Origin of the sequence: Aphanothece sacrum FPU1, assembly GCF_003864295.1 — a bacterium.
GTDB classification, from domain to species: Bacteria; Cyanobacteriota; Cyanobacteriia; order Cyanobacteriales; family Microcystaceae; genus Aphanothece_B; species Aphanothece_B sacrum.
In genome coordinates, this window is sequence record NZ_BDQK01000003.1 from 185,002 (window position 1) to 201,838 (window position 16,837).

The following is a 16,837-nucleotide window of genomic DNA, read 5'->3' on the forward strand; positions in this document are numbered from 1 at the left end:
AAAATTAAAAAATATTCCCTGTGCGATCCTCAACAACCATGACCATAACGGCCTCCGTAGACTTCCAAGACGCTTTTGATATCATAGTGGTAGGTGCGGGTCATTCTGGATGTGAAGCAGCCTTAGCAGCGTCCCGTTTAGGGTGTCGTACCCTCATGTTAACCCTAAATCTCGATCGCATTGCTTGGCAACCCTGTAACCCCGCAGTGGGAGGCCCTGCAAAATCCCAATTAACCCACGAAGTAGACGCATTAGGGGGAGAAATTGGCAAAATGGCGGATCGCACCTATCTACAAAAACGGGTTCTCAACGCTTCACGGGGGCCCGCAGTTTGGGCCTTACGGGCCCAGACCGATAAACGAGAATATTCGGCAGTTATGAAGGAAATTGTTGAAAATCAAGAGAATTTGAGCATCCGAGAAGGAATGGTCACAGATTTAGTTTTGGGCAGTAATGATGAGATAGTCGGAGTGCAAACCTATTTTGGCAGTTGTTTCGCCACCAAAGCCGTTATTTTGACCACTGGAACCTTTTTAGGGGGACGCATTTGGATCGGTAATAAATCGATGGAAGCAGGACGGGCCGGGGAATTTGCCGCAGTTGGTTTAACTGATACTCTCAACCAATTAGGGTTTGAAACCGGACGACTCAAAACCGGAACTCCTGCACGGGTTGACAAGCGATCAGTTGACTATACCCAGATGGAAACCCAACCACCAGACGAAGAAGTACGCTGGTTTAGTTTTGATCCTGATGTTTGGGTACAACGGGAACAAATGAATTGTTATTTAACTCGAACCACGGCCGAAACACATCAATTAATTAAAGATAATTTGCATCTATCCCCAATTTATGGGGGGTTTATTGACTCAAAAGGGCCTCGTTATTGTCCTTCTATTGAGGATAAAATTGTTCGTTTTGCGGATAAAGAAAGCCATCAAATTTTTATTGAACCGGAAGGCCGGGACATTCCAGAATTGTATATACAAGGGTTTTCGACGGGTTTACCAGAAAACATTCAATTAGCAATGTTGAGAACCCTTCCTGGACTAGAAAAGTGTGTTATGTTGCGTCCTGCTTATGCGGTGGAATATGATTTTTTACCCGCGACTCAATGTTATCCTACTCTGATGACTAAAAAAATTGAGGGGTTATTTTGTGCGGGTCAAGTCAATGGAACAACGGGATATGAAGAAGCAGCGGCCCAAGGAATTGTGGCTGGAATTAATGCGGTTAAATTTGTTAAAAATGAGGAGATGATTGTCTTTCCTAGAGAGGATAGTTATCTGGGAACTTTAATTGATGATTTGTGTACGAAAGATTTACGAGAACCTTATCGGATGTTAACTTCTCGTTCTGAATATCGGTTAATTTTGCGTTCTGATAATGCTGATCACAGAATGACTCCTTTAGGTCGAAAAATTGGCTTAATTGATGATCGTCGTTGGCAATTATTTGAACAAAAACAAGCTAATATTATTGCTGAAAAGGAACGTCTTTATGAAACCAGAATTAAAGAACGGGATGAGATAGGAATTGTTATTGTTAATGATACTGAACAAAAGATTAAAGGGTCAGTTACTTTAGCTGAATTATTACGTCGTCCTCACTTTCATTATGTAGATTTAGAAAGATATGGATTGGGTAATTCTCAGTTAACCATAGTGGAAAAAGAAGGGGCAGAAATTGATATTAAATATTCGGGTTATTTGAAACGCCAACAAATTCAAATTGACCAAATTACTCGTCATAGTAATCGTAATTTACCTCCAGATATTAACTATATGATGATAGAAACTTTGTCAATGGAAGCAAGGGAAAAATTAACAAAGATTCGTCCTTTAACTTTGGGACAAGCATCTCGTATTGGAGGAGTAAACCCGGCTGATATTAATGCTTTATTGGTTTATTTAGAATTGCGATCGCGTTATCAATCTGGGGTTAAAAGTTAGTAGAAGTATAAGGATTATGAATTATGAATTATGAATTATGAATTACGAAAGCTGTGCAATTAATTTTGCTTCGGTACTTAAATAGTAGGGGTCAACGGCCGTTGACCCCTACAAATAACATCTGTGAATAAGTCCTGATCACATAAATTCATTAAGTGTATCTTTGACTTGTTCAGTCGGTTGAGATAAATCAAATAACGTCTCACAAGCGATTTTTTGACTGTCTGCCATTTGTCCATAAGAAAAAATCCAAGGTAATTTAGTTTTAAAAACCTTAGTTTTTTCTAAAAACCAATCTTTCACATAGGGACTGCCATAAATAATTAATCCTTGTACTTTCTCTTTCTTTATTAACTTTTTATATACTTTTTGTGCTTCATCTGTTAACCCTGCATTCCCCCGAAAAGGGTTTCCTCGAATAAAAATCTGTAGTAAGGTTACACGGTCATCTTTGAGAAACAATTCAAGATTATTTTGCTCGATTAATTGTAAATCATAACCTAATTTTTCAGGAATCATTACAGCAGGTTTTTGTCCCTCCAAAAACTTACAACTGAGTAAATTATCTACCACAATTAAGTTGCGTTTTTCTTTCTTTTTAACAAAACTTAATGGTAATTTTCCTCCTATTTGAATTGAATCTTTGAGAATATTCTTAACTGTTTGGGTTGCCCTAATTTGAGATAATTGTTCCAGAGATAATAAGGGATTATATCCATTACCAGATAAATAATTAGAAAGTTTTTGTTTAGCTTGCCAAATTCGATTTAAAGAATCTTCAATTCTTTGAGGTGTAATACGTCCTGATTCTACAGCTTGATAAATCGCTTCAATGGTTTTTTCAGGGTCTTTTGGCATCAATAAAATATCAGCACCTGCTTCTATGGCAATGACTGCGACTTCTTCAGGTGAGGCATAATTAGCAATTCCTCCCATAATTAAAGCATCAGTGACAATCAACTTATCAAAGCCTAATTCTTGACGTAATTTATCGGTTAAAATAGGTTTAGATAAAGTAGCAGGTCGTTCCTTATCCCAAGCTTCAATTAACAAATGACCGGTCATAACACTATCAACTCCAGCCTTAATGACCTCCTTAAAAGGCACTAACTCTACTTCATTTAGTCGAGAACTTTCATGAGCAATTACAGGTAAATCTAAGTGAGAATCATGGCTAGTATCTCCATGACCTGGAAAATGTTTAGCTGTAGTCAAAACCGGATAAGTATTAGCCCCTTGAATAAACGCACTAGCTAACTGAGAAACTATTTGAGGATCATCACTAAAAGAACGAACATTAATAACAGGATTATCAGGATTATTATTAACATCAACGACAGGGGCTAAAATCCAATTAATACCAATAGCTAAAGCTTCTTGTGCCGTAATTACCCCCATTTGGGCAGCATATTCTTTCCCTTGGCCTAAATCTTGTTGAGCAATTACCCCTAAAGCCATAGGAGGGGGAAACCAAGTAGCCCCAGAAAACCGTTGTCCCACCCCTTCCTCAATATCTGCGGCAATCAATAGGGGAGTAGTTGCCCATTGTTGTAATTGTTGCGTTTTAAGGGCTAATTCTGCGGCACTGCCTCCTAAAAGAATCACCCCGCCTAAATTCAAGTTCTCCAACCAATGGCGCAAAGTCTGGTTAGGAGGTTCCCAAGCGGGGTAAGAAATTTGATGATCGAACAAATAACCAGAAGCACGAACCACGATCATTTGTCCAATTTGTTGTTTCAGAGTCCAAACGGGTAATTTATCAGCCACAGGGGTTTTAGGGATGTTATTCTTCTTCTAACTTAGTATAATCCTCCTCATCGTCCTTAATGTAGGTAATTTGGTTAAGAAGATGTAACATTTTATCCCCTCTTTCTAAGGAATGATCTTCAAGGAATACCACTTCTGGGGTACGCCTTAAACGCATACGTTGTCCTAATTCCCGTCGCACAAAACTCGCCGACGATCGCAAGCCTTCCATCGTTTCAGTTTTCGCTTCTTCTGTGCCATAGATACTGACAAAGATTTTAGCGTGCTGCATATCTCCCGACAGATCAACTTCAGTCACACTAACCATTCCAGCCCCTACGCGATCATCTTTGATATCGTAGAGAAGCATTTGACTGACTTCGCGTTTAATTAATGAGGAAACGCGAGAAACTCGACGATCATTAGCCATTTTTGCCCTCTTTATTACTTAATTGTGGGCCATCATTTTAAAAATAATCCCTAAGTTTTAGAATAGGGTCATCTGGCAAAAATTCGTCAGATCAGACAAAATCACACTGGTGATAATCCTAACATGGCTTTTAGAGTAAAAAAGAGTAAAGAAAAGATTCCCACTACCATTCCTATAAGGGCGATCGCCGTAACCGGATTTTTCAGTAGAGGTTTGACCCAGCCAAACACAGAAAAGAAGATACCTAAGGTAAAACTAATTAGGTAACGAGGGTAACGAGAAACGTTTTGAAAAAATTCTCCCATAAGTCAACTTAGCCTATAAAATACCACCATTAATCATAATCTAGGACGGCAAAAAGAGAGTTATGAGTTAAGTAAGTACACAAAATTAATTACATAAAATTCGTAGGGGCGGGTTTTTCTTAACCCGCCCTGGGTTTTTTCCATAAATCTAAAGAATGATGTGTTTATCCTTGATAACTGTTTACTGTTCACTGTTCACTGTTCACTGTTTTAAGTTATTGTCTAGATTGTAACGATAAGAACACTCACTTCTTAACTATGGCACAAAAGTTATTTGATATGGGGGCAAACACCCTTGTTAATTTTAGTCGTCAAAGAGGTCGTATGGCCTGGATAATCTTTCTCATTCTGTTTGGATTTTTTCTCACTTTAATTCCTTTTACTTTTCCATATCCGGCTCAATCTCGCAATATTCCTCCTGAAATTAGGGGCGTTTGGCTAACGAATATTGATAGTGATGTTTTGTTTACTCAAAAGAATGTTTCAGAAGCCATTAACACCCTGGCAGACTTAAATTTTAATACTATCTATCCCACCGTTTGGAATTGGGGTTATACTTTATATCCTTCTGATGTTGCTGAATCTGTTATTGGCAAAAAATTAGATCCCACAGAAGGATTACAAGGACGAGATATGCTCAAAGAAATGATTGAACAAGGGCATCAAAAACAGATGACTGTAATTCCTTGGTTTGAATTTGGCTTTATGGCTCCAGCCGATTCAGATTTAGCTCAAAGTCATCCTAATTGGTTAACCCAACGTCAAGATAATAGCACAGTTTGGTTAGAAGGAAATGTTCATAAACGAGTATGGCTTAATCCTTTAAATCCTGAAGTTCAAGAATTTATTACCAATTTGGTCACAGAAATTGTCACTAATTATGACGTAGATGGTATTCAAGTAGACGATCATTTTGGCATTCCCTTTGATTTTGGTTACGATGAAGTAACCGTTAGTCTTTATCAAAAAGAACATGAGGGAAAATTGCCTCCAACTACTCCAAAAACTTTGAGGATGGGTAGTAATAATTGTATGGTTAATGATGCTGCTTGGACTGAATGGACACAATGGCGAGCAAATAAAATTACAGCTTATATGAAGACTTTATATAGTGCCATTAAAGCAGTGAAACCTAATCTAATTGTTTCGGTTTCTCCTAACCCTCAATTATTTTCGGCAAATTGTTTCCTTTTAGACTGGCAAAGTTGGGAAAAACAGGGCATTATTGAAGAATTAGTCTTACAAGTTTATCGAGAAAATTTAACAGACTTTCAACGAGAATTAGCCAGTCCTGAAGTCCAATCAGCAAAAGCGCATATTCCCTTTGCTGTTGGGGTTCTTTCTGGTTTAAAAGGTCGTCCCGTATCTCTCAAACAAATGAAAACACAAGTGGAAAGAACTCGTCAACAAGCTTTTGATGGGGTGTCTTTTTTCTTCTATGAAAGTTTGTGGAATTTTGGCAAAGAACCCCCCAAAGATCGTCAACAAGGATTAAAAAATTTATTCTTAACTAAAGTTGAACGTCCCACAATTAAACGAGTTTAATAATTTGTTAGGATTTGGGCATGGCAATTTATTATTTATCTGTGGGTTCCATGATTGGTTAATGCCATGCCCCTACAATATTCTTCAACAATGGATAATTGATAATTCATGATTCATGATTCATGATCGATATCTTATAATAGGTTTATCAGATCAAGGCAAATTTCTCTTTGTTTCTTATACGGATCGTAATAATAAGATTCGTTTAATTAGTGCAAGATTAGTTACACCAAAAGAAAGGAGATATTATGAACGATAACATCCAGGATAACTTAGAAGATGATTTGCGAGAAGAATATGATTTAAGCCAACTTAAAAATCCTGTTCGCGGAAAATATTATGAACAGTATCGAGAAGGTCATAATGTTACTATTCATTATGAAGATGGCACCAAAAAGATCGAACATTTTCCACCACAAAACGAGGTAATTATTCTTGATCCTGATGTAAAAAAATATTTTCCTAATTCGGAATCTGTTAATGCTACTTTAAGAAGTTTAATTAAATTAATTCCTCAACAATAGCTGCTAGGCTGGGTTGACTACATCTATAATTATAGGTTACAGCATGCTTTACATTAACATTAACGCACCCTACAAGATCAGCTACTTTTTTTTTATAGTTAAGCTAATTTTATTAATATCTATGTAACACATTTGTATATTTGATGTGTAAATTCGCATCAAAAACGGTAATATTAAATACAAAATTCCCTTGAAAATGTTCATGGTGATAAAAAATAAATAAAAATATTTTGCAATAATCAACGAGAGAATGCGGGTTTTCAAGGCATACTACTTTTTTATATGATATTGAGCTATACTAAAAATAAAATGGGGTAACTGTGTCTGCCTATAGACTCCTTATAATTGGTTAGTTTTGTCTGCCGATGGAAATTTGTAATAACCGCTAAGATTAAACAGGACTTAAGTAAAGACCCTATGATGTAAGGGCAATTCATGAATTGCCCTTACAAAAAACAAAATTTATAGGGGCCTTGCCTAAGTCCTATTAAAGCTGAATAAAACCAAGGAGACACTTTTGTGAATCGTCAATCATCACTTAGCTTACAACCGTTAATAGGGGGAATTATTGCCGCCTTATTGGTAGTCATAAGTTTTAACGCATTTATTGTTATTAACCCTGGACAAGCGGGGGTTTTAAGTATTTTAGGAAAAGCTCAAGATGGAGTCTTATTAGAAGGAATACACTTTAAACCTCCTGTGATTTCTACAGTAGATGTCTATGATCTTACGGTACAGAAATTTGAAGTTCCCGCCGAAAGTTCCACCAAAGATTTACAAAATCTTAGTGCAAGTTTTGCCATTAATTTCCGTCTTGATCCTGTAAAAGTAGTTGATATCCGTCGAACTCAAGGAACCTTACAGAATATTGTCTCTAAAATTGTCGCTCCTCAAACACAAGAATCATTTAAAATTGCAGCAGCGAGGCGTACAGTAGAACAGGCAATTACGCAACGAAGTGAACTTAAACAAGACTTTGATATGGCTCTTGATTCTCGATTAGAAAAGTATGGAATTATTGTGCTTGATACGAGTGTAATTGACCTTAATTTTTCTCCTGAATTTTCCCGTGCAGTGGAAGAGAAACAAATTGCTGAACAACGCGCACAACGAGCAGTTTATATTGCTCAAGAAGCGGAACAAGAGGCACAAGCTGACATTAACCGTGCTAAAGGTCGGGCAGAAGCGCAACGTTTGTTAGCAGAAACTTTAAAAGCTCAAGGGGGACAATTAGTCCTACAAAAAGAAGCTATTGAAGCGTGGAAACAAGGGGGCGCACAAATGCCTAAAGTATTAGTTATGAGCGGAGATAATAAGAGTAGTGTTCCTTTCTTATTTAATTTAGGAGATATACAAACTCAGTAATTAGTTAATAGTTAATAGTTATCAGTTAATAATGACTACTATTAGCTATTTTTTTCCTACTGGACAAGTTATGCTAAATAATAAACCTTAACTCTGAAGAGTTAAGCTATATAAACAAAGGTTGCCTACGCAACCTAATAATGGCTGTCCGCGCTCGTCGGACTTCGTTTTTATATAATTAGGCCTTAGCCTTTTATTAATCGTTCTTGTGAATTAATTTCTAATTCAAGATATTCTTGTGAGGTATAGATTTTGGTGGCTTCTGCTTGCATAATCATTAATATTTACCTATAAGTTAGTAGAAATTGCTTGAACCGGACAAGTAGGGATACATTGTTCACAAACCACACAACGCGATCGCTTAAAACTTAACTTAAACGTTTCTGGATCAAGAACTAAAGCTTCTGTGGGACAGACTCCTGTACATAATCCACAATCAACACAGATATTCTCATCAATAACAATTTCACGACTAGCTAAAGAAACTCCAATTTCTTGCGATCGCATCCATTCTATCGCTGCTTCAATAGCATCAATATCCCCTAATAATTCTAAAACTAATTTACCTACTTGATTGGGGGCAACTTGAGCGCGAATAATATTAGAAGCAATATTAAATTCCTTAGCCAAACGATAAGTCAAAGGCATATGAACAGTCCGTTTGGGAAAGGTTAAAGTGACTCGTTTTTTCATGAGTTAATTCTGTAGAGATAAATAAAAGTTGTACAAGTTTATTTGTTGGTCGGGTATTCATCCCTAACCTGTAGATGATAAGGAAATTCTGCCCGACAGGGTGTTAAATTAGTAAAAGCCCTCATCCATCAATTCTTTTTATGTCTGAAGTCGTCAATGTAAACCGCATCAGAAATAGCTTAATTGCCTTTGCTGCCATTATCCTCAGTATAGCGATATTTTTTGGCTTTCAAACTCAAACAGGTTCCCTTTCTTTAGAATCTCAAGCTCAAGCCGCAACCCCTATAGAACTGGCTTTAAAGAATGGTTTACCTACCCTCACAGAATTTTATGCCAATTGGTGTACAAGTTGCCAAGCCATGGCCCCAGAATTAGCTCAATTGAAACAAAAATATGCGAATTCAATCAATTTTGTCATGTTGAATGTGGATAATAATAAATGGTTACCCGAAATTCTCCGTTATCGGGTTGATGGTATCCCTCATTTTGTCTTTATCAATGACACTGGAGAAGCGATCGCCCAAGCTATAGGAGAACAACCACCTTCTGTCATGGAAGCGAATGTGGAGGCATTAATAGCCCATCAAACCTTACCTTATGCTGATTCTACGGGTCAAACCTCTGAGTTTAATGCTCCCATCAATACTCCTTCTAGTGATCCTCGTAGTCATGGGGCCCAAGTTCAGTCCTAAAATTAATTATGGCAGTTATTGTTAGACATAATACAACAGGAAATTATTATTTACTCATTGGTACGGGGTTAGGGGCTGATCAAGCTTTACCTTCCTCCCGTTTACTCAAAAATTGGCTTCCTGCGACAGTGGCTGTCTGCGATCGCCAGGGGCAAATTTTTTGGCTTCCTGCGGCTGAAATAGTCGTTACTGAGGTAGATGGAAGTTCTCCGAGTGAGTTATTACCAGAACCGGAAATTTCTCCTCCTCCCCCAGAACCTGAAATTAGATTAACCCCTGAAGTTGAAGTATTTGAAGATGACGACGATGATGAATGGATCTAGGCAATTTTAATATGATAGATGAGACTCATCAAATCGGTTGCTTGTCCAATATTTTCTAGTAACTCCATAAAGTATAATTGAGGTCTAGTTTGATGAACATAACTATATCGATAAAGTAATATCACCAATATCAATTTCTTGGTAGTTAAACCCGTCGCTGAATATCTCCACTACAATCTCGAATATAAATATAACCTTTTCCCTCACAATGAGGACAAATTTGTCGAATCACAGGTTTATTATTCATTATTGTTAATCTATCCATTATAAAAAAATCGGGGCATAATATATTATGCCCCTACAATTTTTGTCTCTCACTCAGTCGCAATTTGCTGTAATGGGAAAACGAAACTGAAGGAAAAGGTAGACGATTACATCATACCCATGCCACCCATGCCACCCATACCACCCATACCACCCATACCACCCATACCACCCATATCAGGGGCAGCAGGAGGTTCAGGCGAAGGTTTTTCCACCACTAAAGCTTCGGTAGTTAATACCATGCCCGCAATAGAAGCAGCATTTTGTAAAGCAGAACGGACTACTTTTGCCGGATCAATGATCCCAGCCGCAATCATGTCCTCAAATACTCCGGTAACAGCGTTGTAACCGATATTAAATTCGCTTTCGCGTACCCGTTCCACAATAATAGAACCTTCTACCCCGGCATTATTAGCTAATTGACGTAAAGGGGCTTCTAGGGCTTTAGCGACAATATCAGCCGCCACTTGTTCCTCTGGGTTGGTCAGAGTCTTTTTGAACTGGGCAACTTTACCTGCTAAATGAATTAAAGTTGTACCGCCTCCAGGAACGATCCCTTCTTCTACCGCCGCTTTAGTGGCATTGAGAGCATCTTGAATGCGAAGTTTGCGATCCTTAAGTTCGGTTTCAGTGGCAGCCCCCACTTTGATGACAGCTACTCCACCCACTAACTTAGCGATCCGTTCTTGTAATTTCTCTGTATCATAGTCAGAGTCAGTTTCGGCTAATTGTTTGCGTAGTTGGGCGACCCGTTTTTCAACAGATGCTTTGGCTTTATTCTCATTGCTGGCAACAATAACAGTATTATCCTTTTGAATAGTGATTTTGACCGCTTGTCCTAACATATCAGGAGTGACTGTATCTAGGGTTAGGCCAACTTCTTCGGAAATCATACTACCACCGGTGATGATCGCAATATCTTGTAAAACGGCTTTACGTCGTTCTCCAAAGGCAGGGGCTTTAATAGCAGCTACACTTAAGACACCTCTGGCTTTATTGACTACTAAAGTGGCTAAAGCTTCTCCTTCTACGTCTTCAGCAATGATTAACAGGGGTCTACCTGCACGGGCCACTGTTTCTAAGATAGGCACTAAATCGGCGATCGAGCTAATTTTTTTATCGGTAATTAACACATAGGGATGATCGAGTTCTACTTGTTGCCGTTCTTGATCGGTGATAAAATAAGGAGAAATGTAGCCCCGATCAATTTGCATCCCTTCGACTACTTCTAATTCAGTGGTCAGAGATTTAGATTCTTCAACGGTGATCACCCCATCAGTGGTGACTTTATCCATGGCTAAAGAGATCATTTGACCGACTTCTTCATCATTTCCGGCAGAAACTGTCGCCACTTGAGCGATCGCGTCTCCAGCGACAGGTTTAGCTAATGCTTCAATTTCTTTGACTAAATAAGCAACGGTTTTTTCAATACCACGACGCAGGGCCACGGGGTTAGTCCCGGCAATGACGTTTTTTAAGCCTTCCCGAATCAGGGCCTGACCTATAACCGTTGCGGTGGTGGTTCCATCTCCGGCCACTTCTTTGGTTTTAGAAGCAATTTCCTGGATCAGTCTGGCCCCAGTATTTTGTAAGGGATCAGGCAGTTCAATTTCTTTAGCAACCGTAATTCCATCATTAACAATTTGGGGTGCGCCAAATTTTTTCTCTAGTAATACATTACGTCCTCTGGGGCCTAATGTAATCCGTACTGCATTGGCTAGGGCATTAACTCCTTCTTCAAGGGCCCGTCTAGAGTCATCACCAAAAGAAACAATTTTTGCCATATTTATCCTTGATGCTATTATCACTTCTTTAGTCAATTTAGCACTCTTGAGTAGTGAGTGCTAACAATTGGGTAAGTGGTGTTTTCCGACCCTCGGAGAAGTTCAGTACGGGTTTAACACAGTTATCAGTTATCAGTTAACAGTTATCAGTTAACAGTTATTTCGGTTGATTCCTTAAAATGTGACAGGACAGACCCGATTAACAAAGCGAATGCCCTTCATCGGGCCTCTAAAGAGGCGGTTTTCTGGCACAAAAAGATAAACTCAGTTAGCATAATTAATAAGATTTATCGTGACATACCCACCGATAAATCGGGGGACTTCTCGCGGTAGAGAGTTAAAAACCTTGACTTTAACATCAGCTTATCTTCTCGTTTCCCATGGTAGCCGTGATCCCCGTCCCCAAATGGCTCTTGAACGGTTAGCTTATTTACTTAAACAGCAATTAAGTGTAAGACTTGGGGGCATGATTTATCTAGAATTAGAAAAAAATTACAATAAGACTGCAGTACTCACCCCTCTATCCCCTATCCTAGTAGAAACCGCTTCTCTGGAACTTACTTCAGTACCTTTGAACATAAAAATTCAACAGGTGGCGCAGCAAGTTAATACAAGAGGTCAGAAAAACCTTAAGATTATCCCTTTATTTCTATTACCAGGGGTTCACGTCACCGAAGATATCCCTAAAGAAATCGCGATCGCACAACAAGTTTTAGGACATACCTGTACCCTAGAATTATGTCCTTATTTGGGAAGTAATAGAGGGTTAACCGAACTGATTGCCCGTCAGTTCCCCTCTCAAACCCAAGAAGGAAAAATTATTTTAGCTCACGGTAGTCGCTATCCGGGGGGCAATGAGCCTGTTAAAGCCATGGCCATAAGTTTAAATGCTGTGGCGGCTTATTGGTCTGTTGCTCCGAGTTTAGCCCAACAAATTACTATACTGGCCCAACAAGGCAAAGAACGGATCACCATCGTCCCTTATTTTCTCTTTCCTGGAGGTATTATTAGGGCGATCGCCCAACAAATCGAACAATTACAGACGACTTTACCCCAAGTCCAATTACAGTTAGCACATCCGTTAGGTGCAACTCCCGAATTAGCCCAATTGATTATTGATCGTTTATGAGTCCAACATTAGGCAAAGTTTACCTCGTCGGGGCCGGCCCCGGTGATCCTGGGTTAATGACCCTCAAAGGGAAAACCCTACTAGAAAACGCTGATGTGGTGGTTTATGATGCTTTAGTCAGTCCTCCTATCTTGGCCATGATCAGCGATCGCGCCGAAAAAATTCATGCTGGAAAACGACGGGGCCGTCACTCTAAGTTACAAGAGGAAACGACCCAGTTATTGATTGAAAAAGCGCAAACCCATGCTATTATAGTGCGACTTAAAGGGGGTGATCCCTTTGTTTTTGGTCGGGGAGGAGAAGAAATGGCAGATTTAATTAAAGCGGGTATTCCCGTAGAGGTAGTTCCTGGTATTACTTCAGGGATAGCTGCTCCAGCTTATGCGGGTATTCCTTTAACCCATCGAGATTATAGTTCTTCTGTCACCTTTGTCACGGGTCATGAATCTGCCGGAAAATACCGCCCTCAAGTCAATTGGCAAGCTATTGCTCAAGGCTCAGAAACCATTGTTATTTACATGGGTCTCCACAACTTAGGGTATATTGTAGACCAATTGCAACAAGGGGGTTTAACTTCTCAAACCGCGATCGCCTTAGTTCGTTGGGGAACTCGACCGGAGCAAGAACAGTTGATCGCAACATTGGCTACCATTGTTGAACAAGTGGAAGCTCAACAATTTGAAGCTCCTGCGATCGCGGTTATTGGCTCAGTGGTCAATCTTCACTCAATTTTAAGGACTTTTGTGGGGACTTGATACTATTCAAGGGAAGGCTTAAGATAAAACATAAATACTGATAAAGACAGAGAACGTGAAAGGAATCTAAAAAATTTAGGGATATTGAGTCAAGGCAACTTACATTAAGTCATCTGCGTCAACACAGAGCAAAAGAGATTAAGATTCTATAACAAGAGTCAGTATCATCAAGCCTAGTGGCTAACAGTTCTTACTTGAGGAGATTATGACTGCTTTACGTGATTATTCACCCACATCACCCCCTTCCCGTTTAAGAAAATCGGCTAAGACTACAGGCCGTTCCCAGTCCTCCTCCCTCAGTCGTGCTACAATTACCCAACTACCTAACCGTTGCGGTCAACTTCCCTTAGCCCTTCAATTTCTTTTGCTGGTACAAAAAAGCTCGACGGTAGTTACTTTTGGGTTAATAGGTCTGACATTAGGGGTTTATGGTTGGACAGTTTACGCCCCCAACCTCTGGAGTAAACAATTTACAAAATTAGAGACCTTACAAGGTCACGAACGTCGTTTAGTAACCACGAATGAAACGTTAAAACACAAATTAGCTGAACAAGCTGAACAAGCTGGTTCAGGTTTAACCGCCCCTCAACCGAGTCAATCAATTTTTCTACCGCAAACGCCTAATATTCCGATTGCGGTTCCCCCTGTTACTACTTCAACTGAAGGAGAACCCTTAGTAGGTAAAGCTCCTGTTGCTTATTAAATCAGTGATCAGTTGAGTAATAGGGGGCTGGTTTATTGTACGGGCGAGTTTATCTAATTTACAAACGAAGTCAATCATAATTATGAGGAATTCTCCGTTTAACAAACCTTCCCCAAAAAATAATTCATTTCCTAGAAAGCGTCGTTCTTTTGCCAAACGGAACCAGTCGCGGCAGGTTTCTTCTGTTTCTTCCCCTCCCCCTAAAACTAAACCGACCACTTTACCCAAACTACGACTCTTAATGGTTTGGGGGTTTCTGTTGGCCTGTATGATGGGGTTAAGCTGGAAACTCTATCAGTTACAAATTGTTCAAGGGGCTGAATTACAAAAAAAAGCTCGTTCACAACAAACGGTCAATTTGCGGCCTTATATCCCACGACGCTCAATTATTGATAGTCAGGGAAATGTCCTAGCTAGTGATCATCTAGAATATATTCTCTATGTTCACCCAATTCAATTGAAACTGCCCAAAGAAGAAATTGCGGCTAAATTGTCAGAAATTCTGGAAAATCAAACCCCTCAACAACTTTTAGAACGGTTTAAAGAGCGCAAAACTGGGGTTGTTATTGCGCGCGGTTTACCTGAAGGAGTGACACAACGTCTGCGAAAATTGAAACTTGATGGGGTAGAACTCAATGAAGCTTATGCCCGTTTTTATCCCCAAGAACAAATGGCCGCTGATATCATTGGTTATGTAGATGGCGATCGCCATGGCCAAGCAGGAATGGAATTGAGTCAGGAAAACCTATTAGAACGGGATTTAACGAGTTTATATGTGCGGCGTACTGCTTTAGGGGAAATCATGCCGGCCTTTTTGCCAGAAGATTTACTCAAGTCTAATGATTGGCAGGTACAATTAACCTTAGATATGCGTTTACAACGGGCGGCTCGTTCGGCGTTACAACAACAATTAAAGAAGTTTAATGCTAAACGGGGGGCCGTTATTGTCATGGATTCGAGTGATGGTTCTTTGTTATCTTTAGTGTGTGAGCCAACCTTTAATCCCAATCAATTTTATAAGTCTAAGGTAGAATTATTTAAAAATTGGACAGTTAGTGACCTTTATGAGCCAGGATCAACCTTTAAACCGATTAATGTGGCTTTAGCTTTAGAAGCAGGGGTTATTGAACCGAATTCGGTATTTAATGATTCTGGGTTAGTAACCGTGGATGGTTGGAAAATCTACAATGCCAGTAAAGCCGGAAATGGCAACATTAACGTAGCTAAAGTCTTACAAGTGTCGAGTAATGTGGCTATGGTTCAGATGATGCGGCGATTAAGTCGAGAAGACTATTATAATCGGTTACAAAAGCTAAAACTCAACCAAAAAACAGGAATTGATCTCCCAGGAGAGGCCTCTGGCCATCTTAAAAGTAAGGATGTTTTTACCAGTCAAGGAATTGAACAAGCAACAACATCTTTTGGTCAGGGTTTCTCTCTAACACCGATGAAATTAGTACAGTTACATGGTGCTTTAGCCAATGGGGGTAAGTTGGTGACTCCTCATTTGGTGCGGGGGTTAGTAGATGTTGACGGTAATTTACACTGGAAACCGAATCATGAGACTCACTCTATTTTCCCGCCTAAAGTGACTCAACAGGTGGTTAATATGATGGAAACAGTGGTTAATAGTGGTTCGGGAGAAGTCTCTAAAATTCCGGGTTATCGTATTGGTGGGAAAACGGGAACTGCCCAAAAAGCGGGCCCCAGAGGTGGATATTTGCCCAATGCCAAAATTACGAGTTTTGTGGCGATTTTGCCGGTTCAGTCCCCTAGATACGTGGTTTTAGTGGTGGTGGATGAACCGAAAGGGGGTAATACCTTCGGGTCAACGGTTGCTGCACCTGTGGCTAAATTAGTAATGGATGCGTTGATTTCGTTGAAGGGACTTCCTCCTTCAAAATGATGATTGGGTTTTCTCCGGTACGACAATTAAAAGAACAACTGCATAAACAGCAATACCTTCTTCTCGTCCGACGGGTCCTAATTGTTCATTGGTGGTAGCTTTAATGCCAATTTGATTAGGGTCAATTTCTAAAGTATGAGCGAGTTTATCGCGCATTGTCGGGATATGGGACTTCATTTTCGGTTTTTCTGCCACAATTACCGAATCAATATTCCCGATTTGCCATCCTTGCGATCGCACTAATTGATTAACCTGTTGTAATAAGATTAAACTATTAGCCCCGGCCCATTGGGGGTCAGAAGGGGGGAAATAATGGCCAATATCGCCTAAACTTAAGGCCCCTAACATAGCATCCATAATAGCATGAGTCAGCACATCAGCATCACTATGACCGAGTAATCCTACGGTGTGGGAGATTTCAACTCCTCCTAAAATTAGGGGTCTTCCTAATACAAGACGATGGATATCATAACCGTTACCAATACGAATATTCATAAGTAGGTAAATAAAATTAATTACACAAAATTTGTAGGGGCGGGTTTTTGTAGGGGCGGGTTTTTTACATAAATCAATGATTCTCACAAAAAAACTAGATAAACCCGCCCCTAAAACCATTGTTACTCAACCATTACAACTATATCAAAACCCGCCCCGACTATGCAATTAATTTTGCGCACGGTACTTATAAGTAAGAATTTTAGTGATAAAACAAGTCTATCAA

17 protein-coding genes are annotated in these 16,837 nt (G+C 39.5%); 11 read left to right on the top strand and 6 right to left on the bottom strand.

Annotated elements, in window-relative coordinates; all coding sequences use genetic code 11:
* Positions 1–38: 38 nt before the first annotated feature.
* Positions 39–1,952: a tRNA uridine-5-carboxymethylaminomethyl(34) synthesis enzyme MnmG gene (gene mnmG / locus AsFPU1_RS05400; protein ID WP_124978432.1), complete on the top strand. Its 1,914-nt coding sequence runs from the start codon at positions 39–41 to the stop codon at positions 1,950–1,952.
* 138 nt (positions 1,953–2,090) lie between these two features.
* Here the strand turns inward: mnmG and AsFPU1_RS05405 are convergent, their stop codons facing one another.
* The 3 genes from AsFPU1_RS05405 to AsFPU1_RS05415 all read right to left on the bottom strand — a co-directional run bounded on the left by AsFPU1_RS05405 (position 2,091) and on the right by AsFPU1_RS05415 (position 4,433).
* Positions 2,091–3,719: a glycoside hydrolase family 3 N-terminal domain-containing protein gene (locus AsFPU1_RS05405; protein WP_124978435.1), complete on the bottom strand. Its 1,629-nt coding sequence runs from the start codon at positions 3,717–3,719 to the stop codon at positions 2,091–2,093.
* 16 nt (positions 3,720–3,735) lie between these two features.
* Complete coding sequence (rbfA, locus tag AsFPU1_RS05410; RefSeq protein WP_124978437.1) at positions 3,736–4,128, bottom strand: 30S ribosome-binding factor RbfA; 393 nt, start codon at positions 4,126–4,128, stop codon at positions 3,736–3,738.
* 101 nt (positions 4,129–4,229) lie between these two features.
* On the bottom strand, positions 4,230–4,433 hold the full coding sequence (locus AsFPU1_RS05415; RefSeq protein WP_124978439.1) for a DUF751 family protein: 204 nt from the start codon (positions 4,431–4,433) through the stop codon (positions 4,230–4,232).
* A gap of 258 nt (positions 4,434–4,691) precedes the next feature.
* Between AsFPU1_RS05415 and AsFPU1_RS05420 the strand changes: the two genes are divergently transcribed.
* From AsFPU1_RS05420 to AsFPU1_RS05435, 4 genes are all read left to right on the top strand, one after another.
* Positions 4,692–5,978: a glycoside hydrolase family 10-like protein gene (locus AsFPU1_RS05420; protein ID WP_124978441.1), complete on the top strand. Its 1,287-nt coding sequence runs from the start codon at positions 4,692–4,694 to the stop codon at positions 5,976–5,978.
* 115 nt (positions 5,979–6,093) lie between these two features.
* On the top strand, positions 6,094–6,237 hold the full coding sequence (locus AsFPU1_RS05425) for a BrnT family toxin (protein ID WP_438357545.1): 144 nt from the start codon (positions 6,094–6,096) through the stop codon (positions 6,235–6,237).
* Positions 6,227–6,502, top strand: coding sequence for a hypothetical protein (locus AsFPU1_RS05430; RefSeq protein ID WP_124978443.1), 276 nt, complete (start codon positions 6,227–6,229; stop codon positions 6,500–6,502). Before AsFPU1_RS05425 ends, AsFPU1_RS05430 begins: the two co-directional genes overlap by 11 nt.
* Positions 6,503–7,021: 519 nt before the next feature.
* Complete coding sequence (locus tag AsFPU1_RS05435) at positions 7,022–7,867, top strand: prohibitin family protein (RefSeq protein WP_124978445.1); 846 nt, start codon at positions 7,022–7,024, stop codon at positions 7,865–7,867.
* A gap of 288 nt (positions 7,868–8,155) precedes the next feature.
* Here the strand turns inward: AsFPU1_RS05435 and AsFPU1_RS05440 are convergent, their stop codons facing one another.
* The gene (locus tag AsFPU1_RS05440; protein WP_124978447.1) at positions 8,156–8,560 is read right to left on the bottom strand and encodes an NIL domain-containing protein; all 405 of its coding nucleotides are present in this window, start codon (positions 8,558–8,560) and stop codon (positions 8,156–8,158) included.
* Between the two features lie 140 nt (positions 8,561–8,700).
* Between AsFPU1_RS05440 and AsFPU1_RS05445 the strand changes: the two genes are divergently transcribed.
* On the top strand, positions 8,701–9,252 hold the full coding sequence (locus AsFPU1_RS05445) for a thioredoxin family protein (protein WP_124978449.1): 552 nt from the start codon (positions 8,701–8,703) through the stop codon (positions 9,250–9,252).
* A gap of 8 nt (positions 9,253–9,260) precedes the next feature.
* Complete coding sequence (locus AsFPU1_RS05450; RefSeq protein ID WP_124978451.1) at positions 9,261–9,575, top strand: hypothetical protein; 315 nt, start codon at positions 9,261–9,263, stop codon at positions 9,573–9,575.
* A gap of 371 nt (positions 9,576–9,946) precedes the next feature.
* Here the strand turns inward: AsFPU1_RS05450 and groL are convergent, their stop codons facing one another.
* A complete protein-coding gene (gene groL, locus AsFPU1_RS05455; RefSeq protein ID WP_124978453.1) occupies positions 9,947–11,623 on the bottom strand; it encodes a chaperonin GroEL in 1,677 nt (558 codons plus the stop codon).
* Between the two features lie 292 nt (positions 11,624–11,915).
* Here groL and AsFPU1_RS05460 point away from each other — a divergent pair, with 292 nt between their 5' ends.
* The 4 genes from AsFPU1_RS05460 (at position 11,916) to AsFPU1_RS05475 (ending at position 16,116) form a co-directional block, all read left to right on the top strand.
* The gene (locus tag AsFPU1_RS05460; protein WP_227873677.1) at positions 11,916–12,752 is read left to right on the top strand and encodes a sirohydrochlorin chelatase; all 837 of its coding nucleotides are present in this window, start codon (positions 11,916–11,918) and stop codon (positions 12,750–12,752) included.
* Positions 12,749–13,507 (top strand): uroporphyrinogen-III C-methyltransferase, encoded by a 759-nt coding sequence (gene cobA / locus AsFPU1_RS05465; RefSeq protein ID WP_124978455.1) that lies wholly within the window; start codon positions 12,749–12,751, stop codon positions 13,505–13,507. The genes AsFPU1_RS05460 and cobA overlap by 4 nt, the downstream gene beginning before the upstream one ends.
* A 205-nt stretch (positions 13,508–13,712) precedes the next feature.
* Positions 13,713–14,210, top strand: coding sequence for a hypothetical protein (locus AsFPU1_RS05470; RefSeq protein ID WP_124978457.1), 498 nt, complete (start codon positions 13,713–13,715; stop codon positions 14,208–14,210).
* Positions 14,211–14,292: 82 nt separating this feature from the next.
* Positions 14,293–16,116 (top strand): peptidoglycan D,D-transpeptidase FtsI family protein, encoded by a 1,824-nt coding sequence (locus tag AsFPU1_RS05475; RefSeq protein ID WP_124978459.1) that lies wholly within the window; start codon positions 14,293–14,295, stop codon positions 16,114–16,116.
* On the opposite strand, the gene ispF is transcribed toward AsFPU1_RS05475, so the two are convergent.
* Positions 16,108–16,611, bottom strand: coding sequence for a 2-C-methyl-D-erythritol 2,4-cyclodiphosphate synthase (gene ispF, locus AsFPU1_RS05480; protein WP_124978461.1), 504 nt, complete (start codon positions 16,609–16,611; stop codon positions 16,108–16,110). The two genes, AsFPU1_RS05475 and ispF, sit on opposite strands and share 9 nt — an antisense overlap.
* Positions 16,612–16,837: the final 226 nt, after the last annotated feature.

Coding starts and splice junctions, on each gene's coding strand:
- groL (WP_124978453.1), bottom strand. CDS start 11,623: ATGGCAAAAATTGTTTCTTTTGGTGATGACTCTAGACGGGCCCTTGAA.
- AsFPU1_RS05425 (WP_438357545.1), top strand. CDS start 6,094: ATGATTCATGATCGATATCTTATAATAGGTTTATCAGATCAAGGCAAA.
- AsFPU1_RS05450 (WP_124978451.1), top strand. CDS start 9,261: ATGGCAGTTATTGTTAGACATAATACAACAGGAAATTATTATTTACTC.
- AsFPU1_RS05470 (WP_124978457.1), top strand. CDS start 13,713: ATGACTGCTTTACGTGATTATTCACCCACATCACCCCCTTCCCGTTTA.
- AsFPU1_RS05440 (WP_124978447.1), bottom strand. CDS start 8,560: ATGAAAAAACGAGTCACTTTAACCTTTCCCAAACGGACTGTTCATATG.
- cobA (WP_124978455.1), top strand. CDS start 12,749: ATGAGTCCAACATTAGGCAAAGTTTACCTCGTCGGGGCCGGCCCCGGT.
- mnmG (WP_124978432.1), top strand. CDS start 39: ATGACCATAACGGCCTCCGTAGACTTCCAAGACGCTTTTGATATCATA.
- ispF (WP_124978461.1), bottom strand. CDS start 16,611: ATGAATATTCGTATTGGTAACGGTTATGATATCCATCGTCTTGTATTA.
- rbfA (WP_124978437.1), bottom strand. CDS start 4,128: ATGGCTAATGATCGTCGAGTTTCTCGCGTTTCCTCATTAATTAAACGC.
- AsFPU1_RS05430 (WP_124978443.1), top strand. CDS start 6,227: ATGAACGATAACATCCAGGATAACTTAGAAGATGATTTGCGAGAAGAA.
- AsFPU1_RS05415 (WP_124978439.1), bottom strand. CDS start 4,433: ATGGGAGAATTTTTTCAAAACGTTTCTCGTTACCCTCGTTACCTAATT.
- AsFPU1_RS05420 (WP_124978441.1), top strand. CDS start 4,692: ATGGCACAAAAGTTATTTGATATGGGGGCAAACACCCTTGTTAATTTT.
- AsFPU1_RS05445 (WP_124978449.1), top strand. CDS start 8,701: ATGTCTGAAGTCGTCAATGTAAACCGCATCAGAAATAGCTTAATTGCC.
- AsFPU1_RS05475 (WP_124978459.1), top strand. CDS start 14,293: ATGAGGAATTCTCCGTTTAACAAACCTTCCCCAAAAAATAATTCATTT.